Raw genomic sequence first — 15,920 nt, 5'->3', positions numbered from 1 at the left:
CCTGCTAGTATTTCCTATGTGCATGTACCAACATAGGAAACCTGATGGAAAGTCGTCTTACCCGGCTGGAAGCCGTTCAAACCATGCTGCTGGAAATCGGACAAAAGTCCAGCAGCTGCACCGATATCAGTGAATTCCTGCAGGCGGTCCATGCGGCGCTGGGCCGCATCATGTACGCCGCCAACTTCTTCGTGGCGCTGAGCGACCACGAAGGGCCGGCCAACCAGGTGCGCTTCGTCTATTTTGTCGACGAGGTCGACGAGGCGCCCAGCCGCGACGAGCTGTTCGAGCTGGTGCCGGGCGAGTCGCCGACGGCGGCGGTGATCCTGAGCCGCGAGCCGATTGTCATGACGGCAGCCGAGCACGTCTCCAAGCGCGAGGACAACGCCGGCTTCGGCATTGGCACCATCGCCGAGCACTGGATGGGCAGCCCGCTGCTGGACCAGAACCATCAGGTGCTGGGCGCGGTGGTGATCCAGAGCTACGACAAGCAACACACTTTCAATGAGGAAGACCAGGCGCTGTTCAAGCTGATCGCCAACCACGTCTCCAGCGCCTTGCAGGGCTTGCAGAGCATGGACCGGCTGGAACGCGCGGTGCAGGAGCGCACCGTGCAGATGCAGCACGAGGTGGCCGAGCGCCGCCGCGCGGAAAACATTCAGCGCGCGCTGTACGAGCTGGCCAACCTGTCGGCCACGGCCACCGGTGGCAGCCGCCTCAACCATCAGCTGCATGAGATCATCAGCCAGCTGGTGCCGGCCAAGAATTTCCTGATGGCGCTGTATCACCCGGACACGCAGGAAATCAGCATTCCGTATTTTGTCGATGAAAAGGATGAGCATGCGCCGGTCAAGCGCTTTGACTATGGCGTTGGCATGTCCTCGTACATCCTGCAGCGCAAGCAGGCGATGTTGCTGGACCGGATCGGCTTCCAGGCGCTGGTCGATAGCGGCGAGATGGAACATCCGCTGGGCAATGTCGAGATTTCCAGCTGGATGGGCGCGCCGATGCTGCTGGGAGATCAGGCCTATGGCGTGATCATCGTCCAGAGCTACGACGACAAGGTGCAGTACACCCAGAACGACCTCGATATCCTGGCCTTCATGGCCAGCCACGTCGCGGTGGCGATTGCCCGCATGCAGGCTGACCGCCAGATCCGCCATGCCAAGGAAACGCTGGAGCAGCAGAACGCCGCGCTGGAAAACGCGCTGACCTCGCTGAAGGATGCGCAGGGCGAACTGGTGCGGCAGGAGAAGCTGGCCTCGCTGGGACGGCTGGTAGCCGGTGTGGCGCACGAAATCAACACGCCGCTGGGCATTTGCGTCACCGCCACCAGCCACCTGGTGGAAGAGCTGAAGCTGACCCGCGAAGACCTGGCCAACGGTGTGCTGGATGAAGACGGCCTGAACCAGTTCTTCGACATCATCGACCAGTCGCTGAAAATCATGACCACCAACACCCAGCGGGCGGCGGCGCTGGTGCGCAGCTTCAAGCAGGTGGCGGTGGACCAGTCGTCGGACGATATCCGCAGCTTCAACCTGCGCAAGTACCTGGACGAGGTGCTGCTGTCCTTGCAACCGAAGCTGAAGGGCAAGCCGATCCAGATCGAGATCAATTGCGACGAGCAGATCAACATGGCCAGCTTCCCCGGCGCGATTTCGCAGATCGTCACCAATATGGTGGTCAACTCGCTGGTGCACGGTTTTGAGGAAGGGCAGCCGGGCAAGATCAAGATCACCGGCAAGGTGGAGGGCGATAACGTCGAGTTCGACTACAGCGACGACGGCGTCGGCATGGACAGCGCCACGCTGGGGCAGCTGTTCGACCCGTTCTTCACCACCAAGCGCGGCTCCGGCGGCAGCGGCCTCGGCGCGCACATCCTGTACAACCTGGTGACCGGCGCCTTGGGCGGCACCGTCAAAGTGGTCAGCGCGCCGGGCATGGGGCTGCACTACAAGCTGCGCTTCCCCAAGGTCAAGCGCAAGTAAGCGGCCGGCGGCGACGCCAGATACCGGGCGTGAGGCCGGACAGTTTGCGGAACGTCCGGCCGAAATGCACCGCGTCGGCGAAGCCAGTAGCGACGGCGATCTCGCTCAAGGGCGCCTCCGAATGCATCAGCATGGCTTGCGCGCGGCGGATGCGCGCATACAGCTGCCACTGGTAGGGCGCCAGCCCGGTGGATGCCTTGAACGCGCGGCTGAAGTGCGCTTGCGACAGGTTGATCAGCGCGGCCAGCGTTTCCAGCTCAACCCGCTGCGGCAGGTGGCATTCCAGATAATCGATCACCCGCCGCAGCTGCCACGGCGCCAGCGTGCCGGGCCTGTCTGGAAAATTTTCCGGTAAAGCAGGCAACGGGGTGGACTGCGTAGAAATGGTTTTCCTTCCAAATGGGCCGAGCGCCCGCGCTTCATCAGATAATTCTACGCATCTTGGCGGCGCATGGCACCCGTGCCTTAAGCAGTAAGGGCGAACAGCAGAATCAGACTGTCAATAGCAGGAACCGTCATTGTCGGGCCATTCATGGGTTGCTATCGTTTTGGCTCCAACGCGCATCCCCGCCGCGTGGCAAAACAAAGGACAGACACCATGAGCAAGACCGGACTCGCTGCACTGTTACGGCCCGAAGACAGCATCCTCGTTCTCATCGATCACCAACCGTTCCAGTTCACCAACCTGCACAGTCATGAGCCGAGCATGATCATCAATAACGTGGTCGGCCTGGCGAAAACGGCCAAGCTGTTCGGCGTGCCGACCATCCTGTCGACGGTGCTGGCGGAGCGTGGTGGCCACATCATCAAGGGCTTGCAGGATGTGTTCCCGGAGCAGAAGCCGATCGACCGCACTTTCATCAATACCTGGCAAGATCCGAACGTGACCGAGGTGGTCAAGAAGAGCGGCCGCAAGCAGCTGGTGCTGGCCGCGCTGTACACCGAGATCTGCCTGGCCATGCCGGCGATCCAGGCGTTGGCGGAAGGCTACGACGTGTTTGTGGTCACCGACGCGTCCGGCGGCGTGACGCTGGAGGCGCATGAGATGGCGGTGCGCCGCATGGTCGCGGCCGGCGCCGTGCCGATTACCTGGATGGCGGTGCTGGGCGAGTGGCAGCGCGACTGGGCGCGCGAGGAGACGGCCGGCGGTGTCGGCGGCATCATCCTCGAACATGGCGGCGGCAGCGCAGTGGCCCTGGCGTGGGAATTGCAACTGCTGGCCAGCGGCGGCGGACACTGATATGGCGACCGATTCCATCGATTATGACGGCTTGATGCAGGCTAACCTGACCGAGGTGTTCGGCAATCGCGACGTGGTCCAGCGGGGCTAGGCCATCAAGCGGCTGTATGCCGAAGACGCCATGCTGTATGAGCCGGAGGCTGCGGTGCAGGGGCATGCGGCGATCGCCGCCGCCGTCAGCCAGTTGCTGGGCGGGCTGCCGGCGGATTTCGTCTTCAGCGCCGTGGCGCCGGCGGACGGGCATCATGGTGCGGGCCGCCTGTTTTGGCGCCTGGGGCCTCCCGGCGGCCCGCCGGCGGTCAGCGGCATGGATCTGGCGCAGATCAGCGAGGGACGCATCCAGTCGCTGTTCGTGTTCCTCGACCCCGCAGGCGCATAGCGCCGGCGTGAGCTTGGTTTAACGAAACAGCTGGTCGTGTCGCCTTTTTGAGTTGACCAGCCTTTCGAGAGAACCGCCATGCTTGCCATATCCGCCTACCGCCCCTCTGTCAGCTTCGATGCTGGTAGTGACGCTTATCAGAACCTGCTGCAAAAGAAACTGGAGATGGCGAAGAAAAACGCGGCCACCATCGATGGTCTGTCACGCCGGGCTGATCTGGATCAGAAAGCAGCGGCGCGCATGCGCATCGACGAGATCAAGAAGCAGATCGAGATGCTGAAAAAGATGCTGGCGATGTTCGGCGGCAAGGACGCCAAGGCAATGTTGCAACAACTGAAACAGTTAGCCAGTCAGCTGAAACAGGCGGCCGGCGTGCTGCGTACCCCTGCCGACAGCAACGTGCCGGATGTGGCCGCCACGCCAGCCGAAGACAGCGCCTCCTCCGCCACCGCCGACGATGGCTACGCCGAGGGACGTAGCGCCTACGCCGCGCAACAGGCATCGGCCAATGTCGACGCGTTCCAGGTACCCACCCTGAGCATCGACCAGCAGGGTGCGGCAGACAGCAAGCTGGTGGAAGGCGCGACGGTCGCCCTCAAATCGCTGCGCGCCACGCTGGAAAAAATCGTCAAGAAACAGGAAGGCCACCTTTGAGGTGACAACGGGCCAGTGGCTGGAGGACGAGGTCATCTGCGGGCGTGGTTGAGATGCTGTATCCTACGGCGAGTGCTGCCGATGCCGGTAGCGCCATCCTCTCAGCCTGATGCCGAATCCTCCAAATGAACCGCTTCGCCGAATTAGCTGCGCTGATCGCCCGCCACGCCGATGAAGACGGCCAGCGCCCGAGCGCCATCGACACCCTGTTCTTCGGCCGCCGCTCGGGCCGGACGGTGCCGGTGCATACTTCTCAGCAGCCGTGCTTTGCGCTGGTGGCGCAGGGCGAAAAGACGCTGACCATCGGCGAGCATGTGATGCGCTACGGCGTCGGCGACTTCCTGCTGGTGGCGATGGACGTGCCGGTCGCCTCGTGCGTCACGCTGGCCACGCCGGAACAGCCGCACCTGGGCGTCGGCATCATCATCGACACCACCAAGCTGAAGGAGCTGATGGGCCGCATCAGCATGCCGCCGTCTGCGCTGGCTGCCGCGCGCGGCTTGAGCGTGACCGTCAACCGCGCCAGCGATGCGCTGCTGGACGCCGTGCTGCGGCTGGTGCGCCTGCTGGACACGCCGGAAGCGATCCCGGCGCTGGCGCCGCTGATTGAACAAGAGATTTTGTATTACTTGCTGACCGGCCCGTGCGGACCGCAGCTGATGCACATCGCCCAGGCTGATACGCCCGGCAACAAAGTCGCCACGGCCGTCAGCTGGCTGCGCGCCAATTTCCGCGAACCGCTGCTGGTGGAGACGCTGGCGGCGCAGGCCAACATGAGCGCGTCGTCGCTGCACCAGCACTTCAAGGCGATCACCGGCATGACGCCGATGCAGTATCAAAACCAGTTGCGCCTGCACGAAGCGCGGCGCCTGATCGCGCTGGAGCACCGCGATGTTGGCACAGCCGGTTATGAGGTGGGCTACCAGAGCCCATCCCACTTCAGCCGCGACTACAGCCGCATGTACGGCCTGCCGCCGCAGCGCGATATCGAACGCCTGCGCGATCCCCAAACCGTGACGGCCAGGGCCTGATCCCGCAAGCAGTCAAACCCCTTCGGCAACGCTTTATTTTTTGGCTTTGGAGATTTCCACTTCCCAATCAACGCCGGACTCGATTTTGTTTTTCTCCGCATAGCTGCCCTGGTTCAGCGCGACCGCCACATCCAGCAGGCTGTTCAGGTAGACCAGCGGCTTGCCCTTGGCGACGCCGCCAAACGTGTGCTCGTACGGCGCTACCACGGTGTTCACCAGCTTCTTGTTATGGAAGAAGCGCACCTGCACCTGCTCGTGTTCTTTCACGCCCAGCTGTTCAAACAGCGCCTTCGGCACATTGGTCCAGACGTTGCCGTATTTGATGTCCAGCACCGGGATGATGCCGCGCAGCTTGCCGTCGCTCAGGGCCGCCTTCTGATACGGGATCTTGATCACGGAGTCGACCGGCAGCGACGGTCCCACCTGCTCATAGGTGATGGTGCCCGATGCCAGCCGCGCGCCGACATAGGCGTACACGTCGCGGCCGTGGAAGGTGTAGGATTCGCCCGAACCGGCGCGGCGGTTGACCTTCTCGTCGATCTCGCGCAGTTCGGCCACGCCGTCGCGCTCGGCGATCAGCGTGAACTGGCCGTTGTCCGGGCCGACGAAGTAGCGGCCTTCCCTGGTCTTCAGCACCACCGACTTGCGCGTCGTGCCCACGCCCGGATCGATCACAGAGACGAATACCGTGCCTTCCGGCCAGTAGTTCGCGGTCTGGAACAGGCGGTAGCCGCCGACCCAGATGTCGTAGTCGGGAATGTTGTGGGTCAGGTCGGCCACCGTCAGGTTCGGATCGACGCCGTAGGCCACGCCGTGCATGGCGGAGACGGCGCCGTCAGACGTGCCGAAGTCGGTTTGCAGTACCAGCGCATTCTTGGCGGCGAAGGCCGGCGCAGCGAATGCAGCGCTCAGGCAGAGGGCGATGAGGATTTTTTTCATGGTGTCCTTTGGGTCAGAAGGTGTAGCGCAGGCGGCCGTAGAAGTATGCGCCATTCACGCCGATGGGGTTGATGAAGTTGTAGGGCAGGGCACCGCCGTAGGTGGCGTTGTTGGTTTCGCGCACGCGCTGCGGATAGCGGTCGAGCAGGTTGTCGGCGCCGACCGCCAGTGTCAGCTGTTTGGTCAGCTTGTATTGCGCTTCCAGGTCCAGCGTCCAGACGGCGGCGAAGCGCTGGATGTGGACGCCGTCTTCCACCGGCGCCTCGTCGTCATACGAGAAGTCCTTCAGTGCGCCGAAGCGGGTGGCGCGCGCCAGCAGGCTCCATTGCGCGGCCTGCCAGTCGGCGCTCAGCACCAGCTTGTTTTTCGGCGAGGCGTTGCGGATGCGGAACAGGCTTTCGTTGGTCAGCACGGTCAGGTCGGGATCGATCTTCGCCAATGCGGCCGAGCTCTGGTGCACGCTGTCGATGCGCGTTTTGTTGAGGTTGAGCGCGGCGTTCAGGTCCAGCTTGCCGCCGGCGAAGGACAGGTCGTGGTTCAGCACCGCGTCCAGGCCGGTGGTGGTGGTGTCCAGCAGGTTGGCCAGGTAGGCCACCGACTGGATATCGCTGCGGCCGATGCCGGCCAGGTAGGCGGTGGCGGCGTCGCTTTGCAGGTCGCTGGTGCGGGTGATGCGGTCCTTGATCTTGATGCGGTAGCCGTCCAGCGTGAAGCTGGTGTTGCGCGCCGGCTTCCATGCCAGGCCCAGCGACAGGTTGGTCGATTTCTCCGGCTTCAGATTCTGGGCGCCGAAGGCGCGCGCCAAGGGATCGCTGGCCGGCAGCAGCGACGCGGTTTGCAAGCCGGTGCCGTCACTGTTGAAGTTGAGCGTGGAGAAGCGGAAGCCGGTCTGCACCAGCGCCGGTGCGCGGAAGCTGTTCGACACGGAGCCGCGCAGCAGGAAGTCGTCCGTGAACTTGTAGCGTGCCGACAGCTTGCCGGTGCTGGCGTTGCCGAAGTCGCTGTAGTCCGAATAGCGCGCGGCGGCACCCACCAGCAGTTGTTTGGTGAGGTCGCTTTCAATGTCTGCGTAGACCGAGCGCAGGTTGCGGCTGCCGTCAAACACGTCTTGCGGACGCAGGCCTGGACCGGCTTGCGCGCCCGGCGGTGCATCGGTGAACGGACCGGCCGCGTACGAGGCGGCGTCGCCCGGCGAACTGACGTAGGTTTCGCGGCTGAATTCCGCGCCGACCGCCAGGTTGACCGGCACGCCCCAGTCCAGTTCGCGCGTCACGTCGGCGTTCAGCGCGTTCTGGCGATAGTCGAAGGTGGCCAGGTGGAAGCTGCTTGGGCTTTGCGCGCCGAGCGAGGCGTTGAGCGAGTTGTTGACGTCGTAGTTGAAGATGTTGCTGCCGTGGCGGGCGCTCAGATCCCAGTTCCAGCCGCCGCTGGCGATGCGCACGCCGGCTACCACGCTGAGGTCGCTGGCGTCGCCATGCGTCACCGGACGGTAGCCTTTCGGATAGACCGCTTCCACATTCGATGGATCGCCCGGATAGCGGAAGTAGGCGCTGCCGTCCGACTTGCGTTTGTTGGCGGTGGCGAAGGAGTACAGGTCGACGCCGTCGCTGAGCGGCAGCAGGGCGTTGTAGAACAGGTAGTTGTTGAGCGATTGCGAGTCGCCGGATTTGAACACCACCTTGCCGTCCAAGGCCTGGTCGGCCGGCGTGTAGTTCCATGAGGTCCAGCCGGCGTCGCTGAAGCCGGCGCGCTGGGTCGGATTGCGGCTGCGGCTCTCGGCGCCGAAGCGGAAGAAGCCGGCGTCGCCCAGCGGCACGCCGTAGTCGGCGTTGACGATTTTGGTCTGGCCGTCGGTCTTCTTCTCGTCGGTCGGCTTGAAGTCGGTGTGGTTGGCGCCGTAGCTGACCGAAGCCGAGCCGCCGCTGCGCTGCTGCTTGAGCACGATGTTGATGACGCCGGCCACGGCGTCGCTGCCGTATTGCGCGCCGGCGCCGTCGCGCAGGATTTCGATGTGGTCGATGGCGCCCGGCGGAATCGCGTTGACGTCGACCGGCACGGTGCCGGCGAAGCTGCTTTCGGTGTCCAGCACGGCGCTGGCGTGGCGGCGTTTGCCGTTGATCAGCACCAGCACCTGGTCCGGCGCCAGGCCGCGCAGCTGCACGCCGCGCACCGAGTCGGAAGCGCCACTGGATTCGATGCGCGGGAAGTTGATCGACGGCGACAGCGCTTGCAGGGCGGCGCCGACTTCGCCGCTGGACAAGGCATTCTCCACCTCGCGCGCGCCGAAGCGGTCGATCGGCACGGTGGAATCGAACACGGTGCGGTTGCGCGCGCGCGAACCGACCACTGTGACTTGATCGATGGCGGCGGTATCTTGGGCTTGGGCGGACGGCAGCGCGGCCAGCAGTTCGGCGAGCAGCAACAGCGGTGGGAGGACATTTTTGTGCATCGTAAGATCCTGGTCTGAAAAGCAGACCATGATCTTACGGGCTAGCAAATCCAGCCCCTACGAACGATTGCTAATATGCTTATTCAATCTGGCAAGCGTTCATTGATCGCCAGCGCGCGGTCGATATTCTTGATCAGCAGATCGACGTACTTCGGATCGAGGTGATGGCCGGCCACTTCGCGCAGATGCTCGATGACTTTTTCGATTGGCCAGGCTTCCTTGTAGCAGCGCTTGTGCATCAGCGCGTCGAACACGTCGGCCACGGCGACGATGCGCGCGTACAGGTGGATGTCTTCGCCCTTCAGGCCTTGCGGATAGCCGCTGCCGTCGTATTTCTCGTGGTGCTGGTGGGCGATGACGGCGGCCGCCTTCAGGATCGGGCGCTGCGAGCCATCCAGGATCGACAGGCCGACGGCCGGGTGCTGCTTCATGATTTCCCACTCGGCCGCATCCAGCTTGCCCGGCTTGAGCAGCACCGCGTCCGGCGTGGCGATCTTGCCGATGTCGTGCATCGGCGCGGCGTGGCGCAACACCGCCACTTCGTCTTCCGGCAGGCCGGCTTCCTGGGCCAGCAGGTGGCACACCTCGGACATGCGGCGCACGTGGTTGCCGGCTTCGTTGGAGCGCGATTCGACGACGTCGCCGAGACGCATGATCAGCTCGGCCTGGGTGTCGGTGATTTCCTGGCTCAGCAGGATGTTGTCGAAGGCGATGGCGACGCCGGAGCAGAATACTTCCAGCAGCTTGGTGTCGATTTCCGAAATTTCCGCCACGCCCTTGAGCACCAGCAGCGACGCCTTGCCGCTGGCGTTGGGGAAGTAGCCGATGTAGGTGTCGCCTTCCACGCGCGAAATCTGGTTGCTCTTGGCGGCGTCGATCTGCGCCAGCACTTCCGGTGACAGCAGGGTGCCGTCTTCATCGCCGATCTTGGCCAGGATTTCGTAATCGTTCTCGCCGCTGATGGCGGTAGCACCACGCAGGCGCAGCAGCATGCTGTGTTCCAGGCGCAGCAGCGCCACCACTTGTTGCAGCAGGCCGTTGGCGAAGTCTTTCAGATTGCGCTGGCGGAAGATGTGCGAGGAGGCGGCGATCACGCGCTCCAGGCCTTCGCGGTAATTGATCTGGGCGCGGTGGGCTTCCTCCACCTTCATGATGTCGCGGTAGGCGCGCAGCGCGGCGAAGGTGGTGGTGAACAGCTTGGTGCGGTCCAGCTCGGTTTTTTCTTTGTAGTCGTTGATGTCGTAGTTGACGATCACGCGTTCTTCCGGCGCCTGGCCGGGCTGGCCGGTGCGCAGCACGATGCGGGTGAACTGGTTGTCCAGGTCTTCGCGCATCCAGCGCGCCACTTCGAGGCCGCTGTCTTCCTTTTCCATCACGACGTCGAGGAACACCAGCGCGATGTCGGACTCGCGCGCCAGCACTTCCTTGGCTTCGGCGCCGCTGTAGGCGTGGACGAAGCTCAGCGCGCGGCCGTCGAGACGGAAGCGGCTCAGCGTCAGTTTGGTGATGTCATGAATGTCCGGTTCATCATCAACCAACAGGACTTTCCATGGTGCTAACTTGGGCGAGGCAGATGACAGAAAAGACATATGAACAGATTCCGCAAATTGTTTCAGCTGAATGACACCCGATTGTAGTCTGACCCACAGCCATTAACAACAGGCAATAAATATTCCCGTTGCTCTGCACAACACCTTGGCGGCGCTACTGTACGCTGCGATACATAACTGCAGTGCAGCATGGCACTTTTAGCGCTGAAGTGCACACACAACAATACTTCGTTTTTGGCAATATTACTATCGAAAAACAAAGATTTTTGAAAAGTGTGGTGGGGATGCTAGTCACCCGGGGATTTTTGTGGCGCGCGCAGTTGGTCGAGAATGGTCTCGGCCGCCTGTTCCGCATGCGCTTGCGCGTCCGCTTCGCAGGTGCAGGGCTGGTCGGCCATGACGCGCTGTTTGGGGTAGACCTCGTCCAGGTGCATCGGGTTGGCGGACGGCGCCAGGATCGCCACGTAGGCGCCCCAGTGGTCGGTGCCCGGCAGCGGCTCGGCGGTAAATTCGATTTCGTATCCGTCTATGGTTTTGGTCGGCATGGTTGCTCCTTGCTGGCGGCCTATGGGGACATGCTACTCCAGCCAGCAAATCGGCGACGCGCGCAACGTGTATAGTTGCGAGAATATCATTGCATAATTTATTACATGAGGCATCGGGCTTGGCCGCTGGGTTTTGCGGTACTAATACATGGTGTGGCTGTGCTGCTGCTTGTGCGTTCGCCGCCGCGCGCTGTCGAGCCGCCTCGGCCGGCGCGTGCGTCCAATCTGGTTTTGCTGACGTTGCCGAAGGCCGTGACGCAGCCGCAGCGTAACGCCCCGGCTCCGGCGGCACGGCCGTCAGCGCCACCACGTCGGAACGAGGCGTCGCCCGCCAGCTTGGTGGCGGTACCAGTGCCCATGCCGGTGGCGCCTGACCCGTCCGAGGCGCTACCGGAGAAAGCGCTGCCCGCCGCTGCCGACATCATGGCGCAGGCCCGGCGCGATCTGCGCAAGATCGACAAGGAGATACTGGGTCGAGCGCCTGCCATCCCGGCGCAACGGCCGGACAGCATGCAGGCCCGGCTGGCGCGCGGGATCGAGAACGCCTTCGTCGGCGACACGGCCGAAGTCACCGATCACTACACGTCGGCTGACGGCGTGGTGTATTCCCGCGTCACGCGCGGTTCGCGCTCCACCTGCTTCATGAACGGCGCATCCACGCTGGCGGCCGCAACACGCAGCGGCGGCAAGTGGATGCAGGTGAATTGCCCGCCAGCCGATAGCGGCTGGGTGCGCTAGCCGGCGGCGTGGGAGAAAGGCCGCGCGTTAAAGAGCGGGAGCGCTTAACAGGCGGTCGTCGCCGGCTTTCGGTGTGCCGCGGCCGTCGGTGTTGTTGGTGATGATGTAGAGCCTGCCGTCGGGTGCGACGCTGACGTCGCGCAGTCGGCCGTATTGCTGGACGTAGAATTCCGATGAGGTGCCGGGTGCCGAGAGCGGCACCTTGCGCAAGCGTTCGCCGCGCAGGTTGGCGATGTAGATATTGCCGCCGCTGATGGCGATGCCGCTCGGGCTGGCCTCGGCGGTCGCCCATTGCTGGAGCGGATCGATGTACAGGCTGTTGCCGGCCTTGCCTTCGACCGTAGGCCAGCCATAGTTGCCGCCGGCTTTGATCAGATTCAGTTCGTCCCAGGTGTTCTGGCCGAACTCTGATGCGTACATGGCACCATCGCTGGCCCAGGCTATACCTTGTACGTTGCGGTGGCCGTAGCTGTACACGTAGGAGCCGGCAAAGGGGTTGTCGGCTGGCACGCGGCCGTCCGGCGTCAGGCGCAGGATTTTTCCGCCCAGCGAGTTGAGATCCTGCGAACGGCTGGTAGTGCCGGCGTCGCCGGTGGAGGCGTACAGCATGCCGTCCGGGCCGAAGGCGATGCGTCCGCCGTTGTGATTGCTGCCGGATGGAATGCCCCTCAGGAGTGTTTGCGCGGCGCCGAGGCGGGTGGCGGCGCCGGAGCCGGTCAGCGGATAGCGTTCGATGCGGTTCTCGGTGTCGGCGGTGAAGTAGGCGTACAGGTAGCCGCCACGCACGGCGATGCCGAGCAGGCCGCCTTCGCCGGTGCCGCTCACGCCGTTGATGGTGGCGATGGCGGTCAGCGCGCCGTTCGCCCCCACGGCCTGGATGCGCGCCGTGCCGCGTTCGCTGATCAGCGGCGTGGTGCCGTAAAAGGCGATGGACCAAGGGATTTGCAGGCCGGTGGCCAGCACGGTGGGGCCGCCGGAGGGTGTGGTCGGCGTGGTGGGCGTGGGTGGCGGCAGCGGCGTTGTCGCGCTGCCGGAACCGGAGCTGCCACCGCAGCCGGCGATGTTGAATGCGAGGAGGACGGCGCAAGCGTGTTTCAACATGATAGTTCTCCGTTGGCGAGCTATCTGCGCATTATCGGCCGCATCGGCCGGGAAGCGCCGCACGGTAGCTTGCGGTCACCCCAAAACGGAAGGGTCTGACCCCGTACGGGGTCAGACCCTGGCGCCGGCGGTGTGCGGGTTATGCAGGTGCCGCTAGAGCCGGATGGATCAGCTGAAGGTCAGGCCCGGGAAGCCGGTCAGGTAGCCGACTGCTGCGCCGTAGCGGCCGCGGTAGTTGGCGCGGATCAGCGGATCGAGCGTGGCCTGCACTTTTCCGTGCAGCGCCGCTTCCCAGTCACCGGCGTGCTGGAAGTTGCTCATGATGTAGGCGAAGCCGTTGATGTCGTCCACCGCATGCAGGCCGGTCGATTCGGCGCCAGACGGCGTCGACAGGATGCGCGTCAGCGCCTTGGTGTCGACGTTGTACGCCCACAGGAAGTTGTTGACGTGGGTGCCGCTGTCTTCGCCGATGAACAGCGTGCGCAGCTTCTCGGAAAACTTGATGTTGTCCGGGTTAGCCACTTTGTCCGGATTGGCCAGGTTGCCCAGCGCATCGGCGGTTTTCAGATCTTCCGACAGCAGCGCCGGCACGGCGGCCATGTCGACCGGCACCCATTCGCTGTTGATGGCGGCGCCGGTGTCATCCACCTGGCCGGCCTTCATGTTCAGCGCGTAGACGGCGCCGGCGCTTGGGCCTTTGATCGAGATGCCGCCCGAACCATTGGTCATGGCCGAGCCGATCGCGGCAATCGCCGAGTAGGCGATCTTGTCCTTGGCGTTGACGGTGGTGCCTTCCATTTTGGTGAAGCCCATGCTGCCGCCCTTGAACGCGGCGTAGCGGTGGGTTTCCAGGAACGCCGCAGCCTTCTCTTTGCCCGGCACGATCTTGATCCAGTTGAATTTGCCGTTGAACGCGATCTTGGTGTACGACGCATCCGACGGGTCGGCGGTTTTCACGTCCATGATGTCGGCTGCTTTCAACTGGTCGGCCAGGGCCTTGATCTCGGCCGAGGTGGCGCTGCCCAGCTTGATCCACGACAGCGTGGCCGAGCCGCCGTTGTCGGTGGTTTTCTGGTTCCACTTGGCGACGTACAGGACGCCGCTGGACAGGTCCTTGGCCTTGTCGGCCACGAACATGAACAGGCCGCCGTTGGTGGCGTCATCGCCCATCAGCGTGGTGCGTTCGTCCGGCATCACTTGCACCAGTTCGTGCGAGATGCGGCCCAGGCAGTAGTGCTTCTTGCAGCTGCCGGTGCCGTCCGGGTTGACGGTGATTTCCGGCAGGTGGCCGTAGTGGTACGGGTTGGCCTTGGTGGCATCGCCGTACAGGTTGGTGCTGAAGTTGGCGAACTGGGTATTGGTGCCGATGACGGTTGCATCCGGCTCGTACTCTTCGCTCGACAGGTGGGTGTTCCATGGCGAACGGCTGGCGCCGCAGGTGATCCACAGGCCGTTGGCCGGGCTGGTGTCGACGTTGTGGTATTTCACCAGCGTCAGCGCGCCGGTGGCCTTGTCCTGGTCCAGCGTCAGCACGGCGATCGGCGACGGCAGCATGCCGTACACCGAGTCGCCCTTGACATTGCGGGTGGTGTATTCAAACTGCACTACGGCGAACACGGCGTTGCCCTTGATGCCGGACACGGTGGTCGAGGCCAGCTTCAGCAGCGAGGTGCCGTCCGGCGCGTCGGAGAAGAACTGGCGCGAGTTGGCGTCGGTTTTATCCAGGATCGGCTTGTTGTTGATGTCCCAGTAGCCGCCCGCCAGGGTCGTGCCGCCGCTGCCGTTCGGCACTTGCGCGCCGGTGATGAAGAAGGTCTGGTAAGCCAGGCTGTACGGCACGGTCTTGCCGTCCGAGTACAGCGCCTGCATGGCCGAGGCGACCGTGGTGGTGGCCATTTTCGGCGCGTCGGCCAGGCTTGGCGCGGCCATGCCGGAGAAGCTCACCGACATCAGTTGCGGCGCCGGCGAGGCGGTGTCGCCGCCACCGCAAGCGGCCAGCAGGGCGGCGGTGGCGCTGCCGCCAGCCAACGGCAGCAATGGAGCGCCGGACAGGAATTTGAGGAGGCTGCGACGGGAGGAATCAAGTTGCTCGGTCATGGTAAATACCCTGTTGTAGTTTGTAGGCCGATCCATGTGCCTGGCTGGCATCATGCGAAGCAGTGGCTGGGCTTCGACGGCGGCAATCTTAACGATTTGGTATGACAGGACTGTGACATTACGATACAAAGCGATACATAACGTCACGTTGATGGCGGCCGCAGGCGATTGGTAACAAACTTATTCAGCGCGGGCGCGTGGCGGCGAAAAGGTCTATATTGACTGCATCAACTATGCAAGGAGAGGCAAAATGCGCCCAATGACCCGAACCGTGCTGGCCGCTGTCGTGGCGTTGCTGGCCTCCAGCGCCGCCCTGGCGGACGTGACCGTCACTTACACCAAGCCGGACGACTACACCGACCTGGCGCGCGGCGAATATGACCGCGATCGCGTGCTGAAGCAGTTCAGCGAGTATTTCGCCACGCTGGAGAAGAAACTGCCGCCCGGCGAGAACCTGAAGATCGACGTGCTGGACATCGACCTGGCCGGCCGCATGTACCCGCGCCGCAATGGTGAAGAGATCCGCGTGATGAACGGCGGCGCCGACTGGCCGCGCATGCATCTGCGCTATACGCTGGAGAAGGATGGCCAGGTGCTGCGCAGCGGCGACGACAATATCGCCAACATGAATTACCAGCAGAGCCGTTCCAGCTATTTCGACAGCGATCCGCTGCGCTACGAGAAGCAGATGCTGGATGACTGGTTCAACAAGGCGATCGTGCCGAAGGTGGCGGCGAAATAAGCCGGCTCAGTCGAGCCGGTTCACCTTGGGAAACTTGGCCAGGAACGCCGGCGGCATCGGCGTCACCTGGCCGCTGTTGTAATTGAAGAAGACAAAACCGTACTTGGCCAGCGCCACCAGCTTGCTGTCCTTCGGCCGGCTGACGCGGAACACGATGTCGCCGCCGTACTGGTTGAAATCCATCACGCCCACGTCAAACACCAGCTGGTCGCGCGCATGCGCCTCGGCCTTGTAGGTGGTGGCCAGGTCGGTGACGATGATGCCGACGCCGTCCGGCCCGGTCTCCTGCACGCCGTATTCGAACAGGAAGCGCGCGCGGGCTTCCGAAATCATCGAGATCATCGAATCGTTGCCCAGGTGGTTGGCGCCATTGATGTCGGTAGCGCGCACGGTCAGCTGGGTGGAGAACAAGAACAGGTGGTCTGGAAAATCCAGTTTGAGGCGGGCCATGACGGGTGCTTCCTTGA

At 63.5% G+C, this 15,920-nt stretch carries 15 protein-coding genes; 7 read left to right on the top strand and 8 right to left on the bottom strand.

Going from position 1 to position 15,920, the window contains the following annotated elements; genetic code table 11:
- Nucleotides 1–44: 44 nt before the first annotated feature.
- Nucleotides 45–1,988 (top strand): GAF domain-containing sensor histidine kinase, encoded by a 1,944-nt coding sequence (locus GTP69_RS23500; RefSeq protein ID WP_161057141.1) that lies wholly within the window; start codon nucleotides 45–47, stop codon nucleotides 1,986–1,988.
- Here GTP69_RS23500 and GTP69_RS23495 read toward each other — a convergent pair.
- Nucleotides 1,975–2,352 (bottom strand): helix-turn-helix domain-containing protein, encoded by a 378-nt coding sequence (locus tag GTP69_RS23495; protein ID WP_202424540.1) that lies wholly within the window; start codon nucleotides 2,350–2,352, stop codon nucleotides 1,975–1,977. The two genes, GTP69_RS23500 and GTP69_RS23495, sit on opposite strands and share 14 nt — an antisense overlap.
- Nucleotides 2,353–2,586: 234 nt before the next feature.
- On the opposite strand from GTP69_RS23495, the gene GTP69_RS23490 reads away from it, so the two are divergent.
- The 4 genes from GTP69_RS23490 to GTP69_RS23475 all read left to right on the top strand — a co-directional run bounded on the left by GTP69_RS23490 (nucleotide 2,587) and on the right by GTP69_RS23475 (nucleotide 5,292).
- Nucleotides 2,587–3,228, top strand: coding sequence for a hydrolase (locus GTP69_RS23490; RefSeq protein WP_110846526.1), 642 nt, complete (start codon nucleotides 2,587–2,589; stop codon nucleotides 3,226–3,228).
- Between the two features lie 94 nt (nucleotides 3,229–3,322).
- On the top strand, nucleotides 3,323–3,607 hold the full coding sequence (locus GTP69_RS23485) for a nuclear transport factor 2 family protein (RefSeq protein ID WP_371868084.1): 285 nt from the start codon (nucleotides 3,323–3,325) through the stop codon (nucleotides 3,605–3,607).
- A 78-nt stretch (nucleotides 3,608–3,685) separates the two neighbouring features.
- On the top strand, nucleotides 3,686–4,261 hold the full coding sequence (locus tag GTP69_RS23480) for a hypothetical protein (protein WP_161057140.1): 576 nt from the start codon (nucleotides 3,686–3,688) through the stop codon (nucleotides 4,259–4,261).
- Nucleotides 4,262–4,386: 125 nt separating this feature from the next.
- A complete protein-coding gene (locus GTP69_RS23475) occupies nucleotides 4,387–5,292 on the top strand; it encodes an AraC family transcriptional regulator (RefSeq protein WP_161057139.1) in 906 nt (301 codons plus the stop codon).
- A 33-nt stretch (nucleotides 5,293–5,325) separates the two neighbouring features.
- Here GTP69_RS23475 and GTP69_RS23470 read toward each other — a convergent pair whose 3' ends face one another.
- The 4 genes from GTP69_RS23470 to GTP69_RS23455 form a co-directional block, all read right to left on the bottom strand.
- Nucleotides 5,326–6,231: an SAM hydrolase/SAM-dependent halogenase family protein gene (locus GTP69_RS23470; protein ID WP_161057138.1), complete on the bottom strand. Its 906-nt coding sequence runs from the start codon at nucleotides 6,229–6,231 to the stop codon at nucleotides 5,326–5,328.
- Between the two features lie 13 nt (nucleotides 6,232–6,244).
- Entirely contained in the window at nucleotides 6,245–8,680 is a 2,436-nt protein-coding gene (locus GTP69_RS23465) for a TonB-dependent receptor plug domain-containing protein (protein WP_229261117.1), read from the bottom strand.
- 83 nt (nucleotides 8,681–8,763) lie between these two features.
- Nucleotides 8,764–10,269 (bottom strand): HD domain-containing phosphohydrolase, encoded by a 1,506-nt coding sequence (locus GTP69_RS23460; protein ID WP_161057137.1) that lies wholly within the window; start codon nucleotides 10,267–10,269, stop codon nucleotides 8,764–8,766.
- A gap of 248 nt (nucleotides 10,270–10,517) precedes the next feature.
- Nucleotides 10,518–10,775: a hypothetical protein gene (locus GTP69_RS23455; RefSeq protein WP_161057136.1), complete on the bottom strand. Its 258-nt coding sequence runs from the start codon at nucleotides 10,773–10,775 to the stop codon at nucleotides 10,518–10,520.
- Between the two features lie 357 nt (nucleotides 10,776–11,132).
- Between GTP69_RS23455 and GTP69_RS23450 the strand changes: the two genes are divergently transcribed.
- The gene (locus tag GTP69_RS23450) at nucleotides 11,133–11,513 is read left to right on the top strand and encodes a hypothetical protein (RefSeq protein ID WP_161057135.1); all 381 of its coding nucleotides are present in this window, start codon (nucleotides 11,133–11,135) and stop codon (nucleotides 11,511–11,513) included.
- Nucleotides 11,514–11,540: 27 nt separating this feature from the next.
- Here the strand turns inward: GTP69_RS23450 and GTP69_RS23445 are convergent, their stop codons facing one another.
- Both GTP69_RS23445 and GTP69_RS23440 read right to left on the bottom strand, forming a co-directional pair.
- Entirely contained in the window at nucleotides 11,541–12,614 is a 1,074-nt protein-coding gene (locus tag GTP69_RS23445; protein ID WP_161057134.1) for a PQQ-dependent sugar dehydrogenase, read from the bottom strand.
- Between the two features lie 168 nt (nucleotides 12,615–12,782).
- Nucleotides 12,783–14,711 carry a PhoX family protein gene (locus tag GTP69_RS23440; RefSeq protein WP_161057133.1) on the bottom strand — a complete coding sequence of 643 codons (1,929 nt, stop codon included), beginning with the start codon at nucleotides 14,709–14,711 and terminating at the stop codon, nucleotides 12,783–12,785.
- Between the two features lie 250 nt (nucleotides 14,712–14,961).
- Between GTP69_RS23440 and GTP69_RS23435 the strand changes: the two genes are divergently transcribed.
- Entirely contained in the window at nucleotides 14,962–15,453 is a 492-nt protein-coding gene (locus tag GTP69_RS23435; RefSeq protein WP_161057132.1) for a DUF3016 domain-containing protein, read from the top strand.
- 6 nt (nucleotides 15,454–15,459) lie between these two features.
- Here the strand turns inward: GTP69_RS23435 and GTP69_RS23430 are convergent, their stop codons facing one another.
- Nucleotides 15,460–15,903 (bottom strand): thioesterase family protein, encoded by a 444-nt coding sequence (locus tag GTP69_RS23430; protein WP_110846536.1) that lies wholly within the window; start codon nucleotides 15,901–15,903, stop codon nucleotides 15,460–15,462.
- Between the last annotated feature and the right edge of the window lie 17 nt (nucleotides 15,904–15,920).

The organism is Duganella levis (assembly GCF_009857605.1).
GTDB classification, from domain to species: Bacteria; Pseudomonadota; Gammaproteobacteria; order Burkholderiales; family Burkholderiaceae_D; genus Rugamonas; species Rugamonas levis.
Note: the sequence above shows the minus strand (reverse complement) of the source record. Positions and strands in the feature narration are given on the sequence as shown.

What these genes read in the sequence shown, in the direction of transcription:
- GTP69_RS23450 (WP_161057135.1), top strand. Translation starts at nt 11,133, where the DNA reads ATGCCGGTGGCGCCTGACCCGTCCGAGGCGCTACCGGAGAAAGCGCTG.
- GTP69_RS23430 (WP_110846536.1), bottom strand. Translation starts at nt 15,903, where the DNA reads ATGGCCCGCCTCAAACTGGATTTTCCAGACCACCTGTTCTTGTTCTCC.
- GTP69_RS23440 (WP_161057133.1), bottom strand. Translation starts at nt 14,711, where the DNA reads ATGACCGAGCAACTTGATTCCTCCCGTCGCAGCCTCCTCAAATTCCTG.
- GTP69_RS23470 (WP_161057138.1), bottom strand. Translation starts at nt 6,231, where the DNA reads ATGAAAAAAATCCTCATCGCCCTCTGCCTGAGCGCTGCATTCGCTGCG.
- GTP69_RS23445 (WP_161057134.1), bottom strand. Translation starts at nt 12,614, where the DNA reads ATGTTGAAACACGCTTGCGCCGTCCTCCTCGCATTCAACATCGCCGGC.
- GTP69_RS23465 (WP_229261117.1), bottom strand. Translation starts at nt 8,680, where the DNA reads ATGCACAAAAATGTCCTCCCACCGCTGTTGCTGCTCGCCGAACTGCTG.
- GTP69_RS23475 (WP_161057139.1), top strand. Translation starts at nt 4,387, where the DNA reads ATGAACCGCTTCGCCGAATTAGCTGCGCTGATCGCCCGCCACGCCGAT.
- GTP69_RS23455 (WP_161057136.1), bottom strand. Translation starts at nt 10,775, where the DNA reads ATGCCGACCAAAACCATAGACGGATACGAAATCGAATTTACCGCCGAG.
- GTP69_RS23500 (WP_161057141.1), top strand. Translation starts at nt 45, where the DNA reads ATGGAAAGTCGTCTTACCCGGCTGGAAGCCGTTCAAACCATGCTGCTG.
- GTP69_RS23435 (WP_161057132.1), top strand. Translation starts at nt 14,962, where the DNA reads ATGCGCCCAATGACCCGAACCGTGCTGGCCGCTGTCGTGGCGTTGCTG.
- GTP69_RS23480 (WP_161057140.1), top strand. Translation starts at nt 3,686, where the DNA reads ATGCTTGCCATATCCGCCTACCGCCCCTCTGTCAGCTTCGATGCTGGT.
- GTP69_RS23460 (WP_161057137.1), bottom strand. Translation starts at nt 10,269, where the DNA reads ATGTCTTTTCTGTCATCTGCCTCGCCCAAGTTAGCACCATGGAAAGTC.
- GTP69_RS23490 (WP_110846526.1), top strand. Translation starts at nt 2,587, where the DNA reads ATGAGCAAGACCGGACTCGCTGCACTGTTACGGCCCGAAGACAGCATC.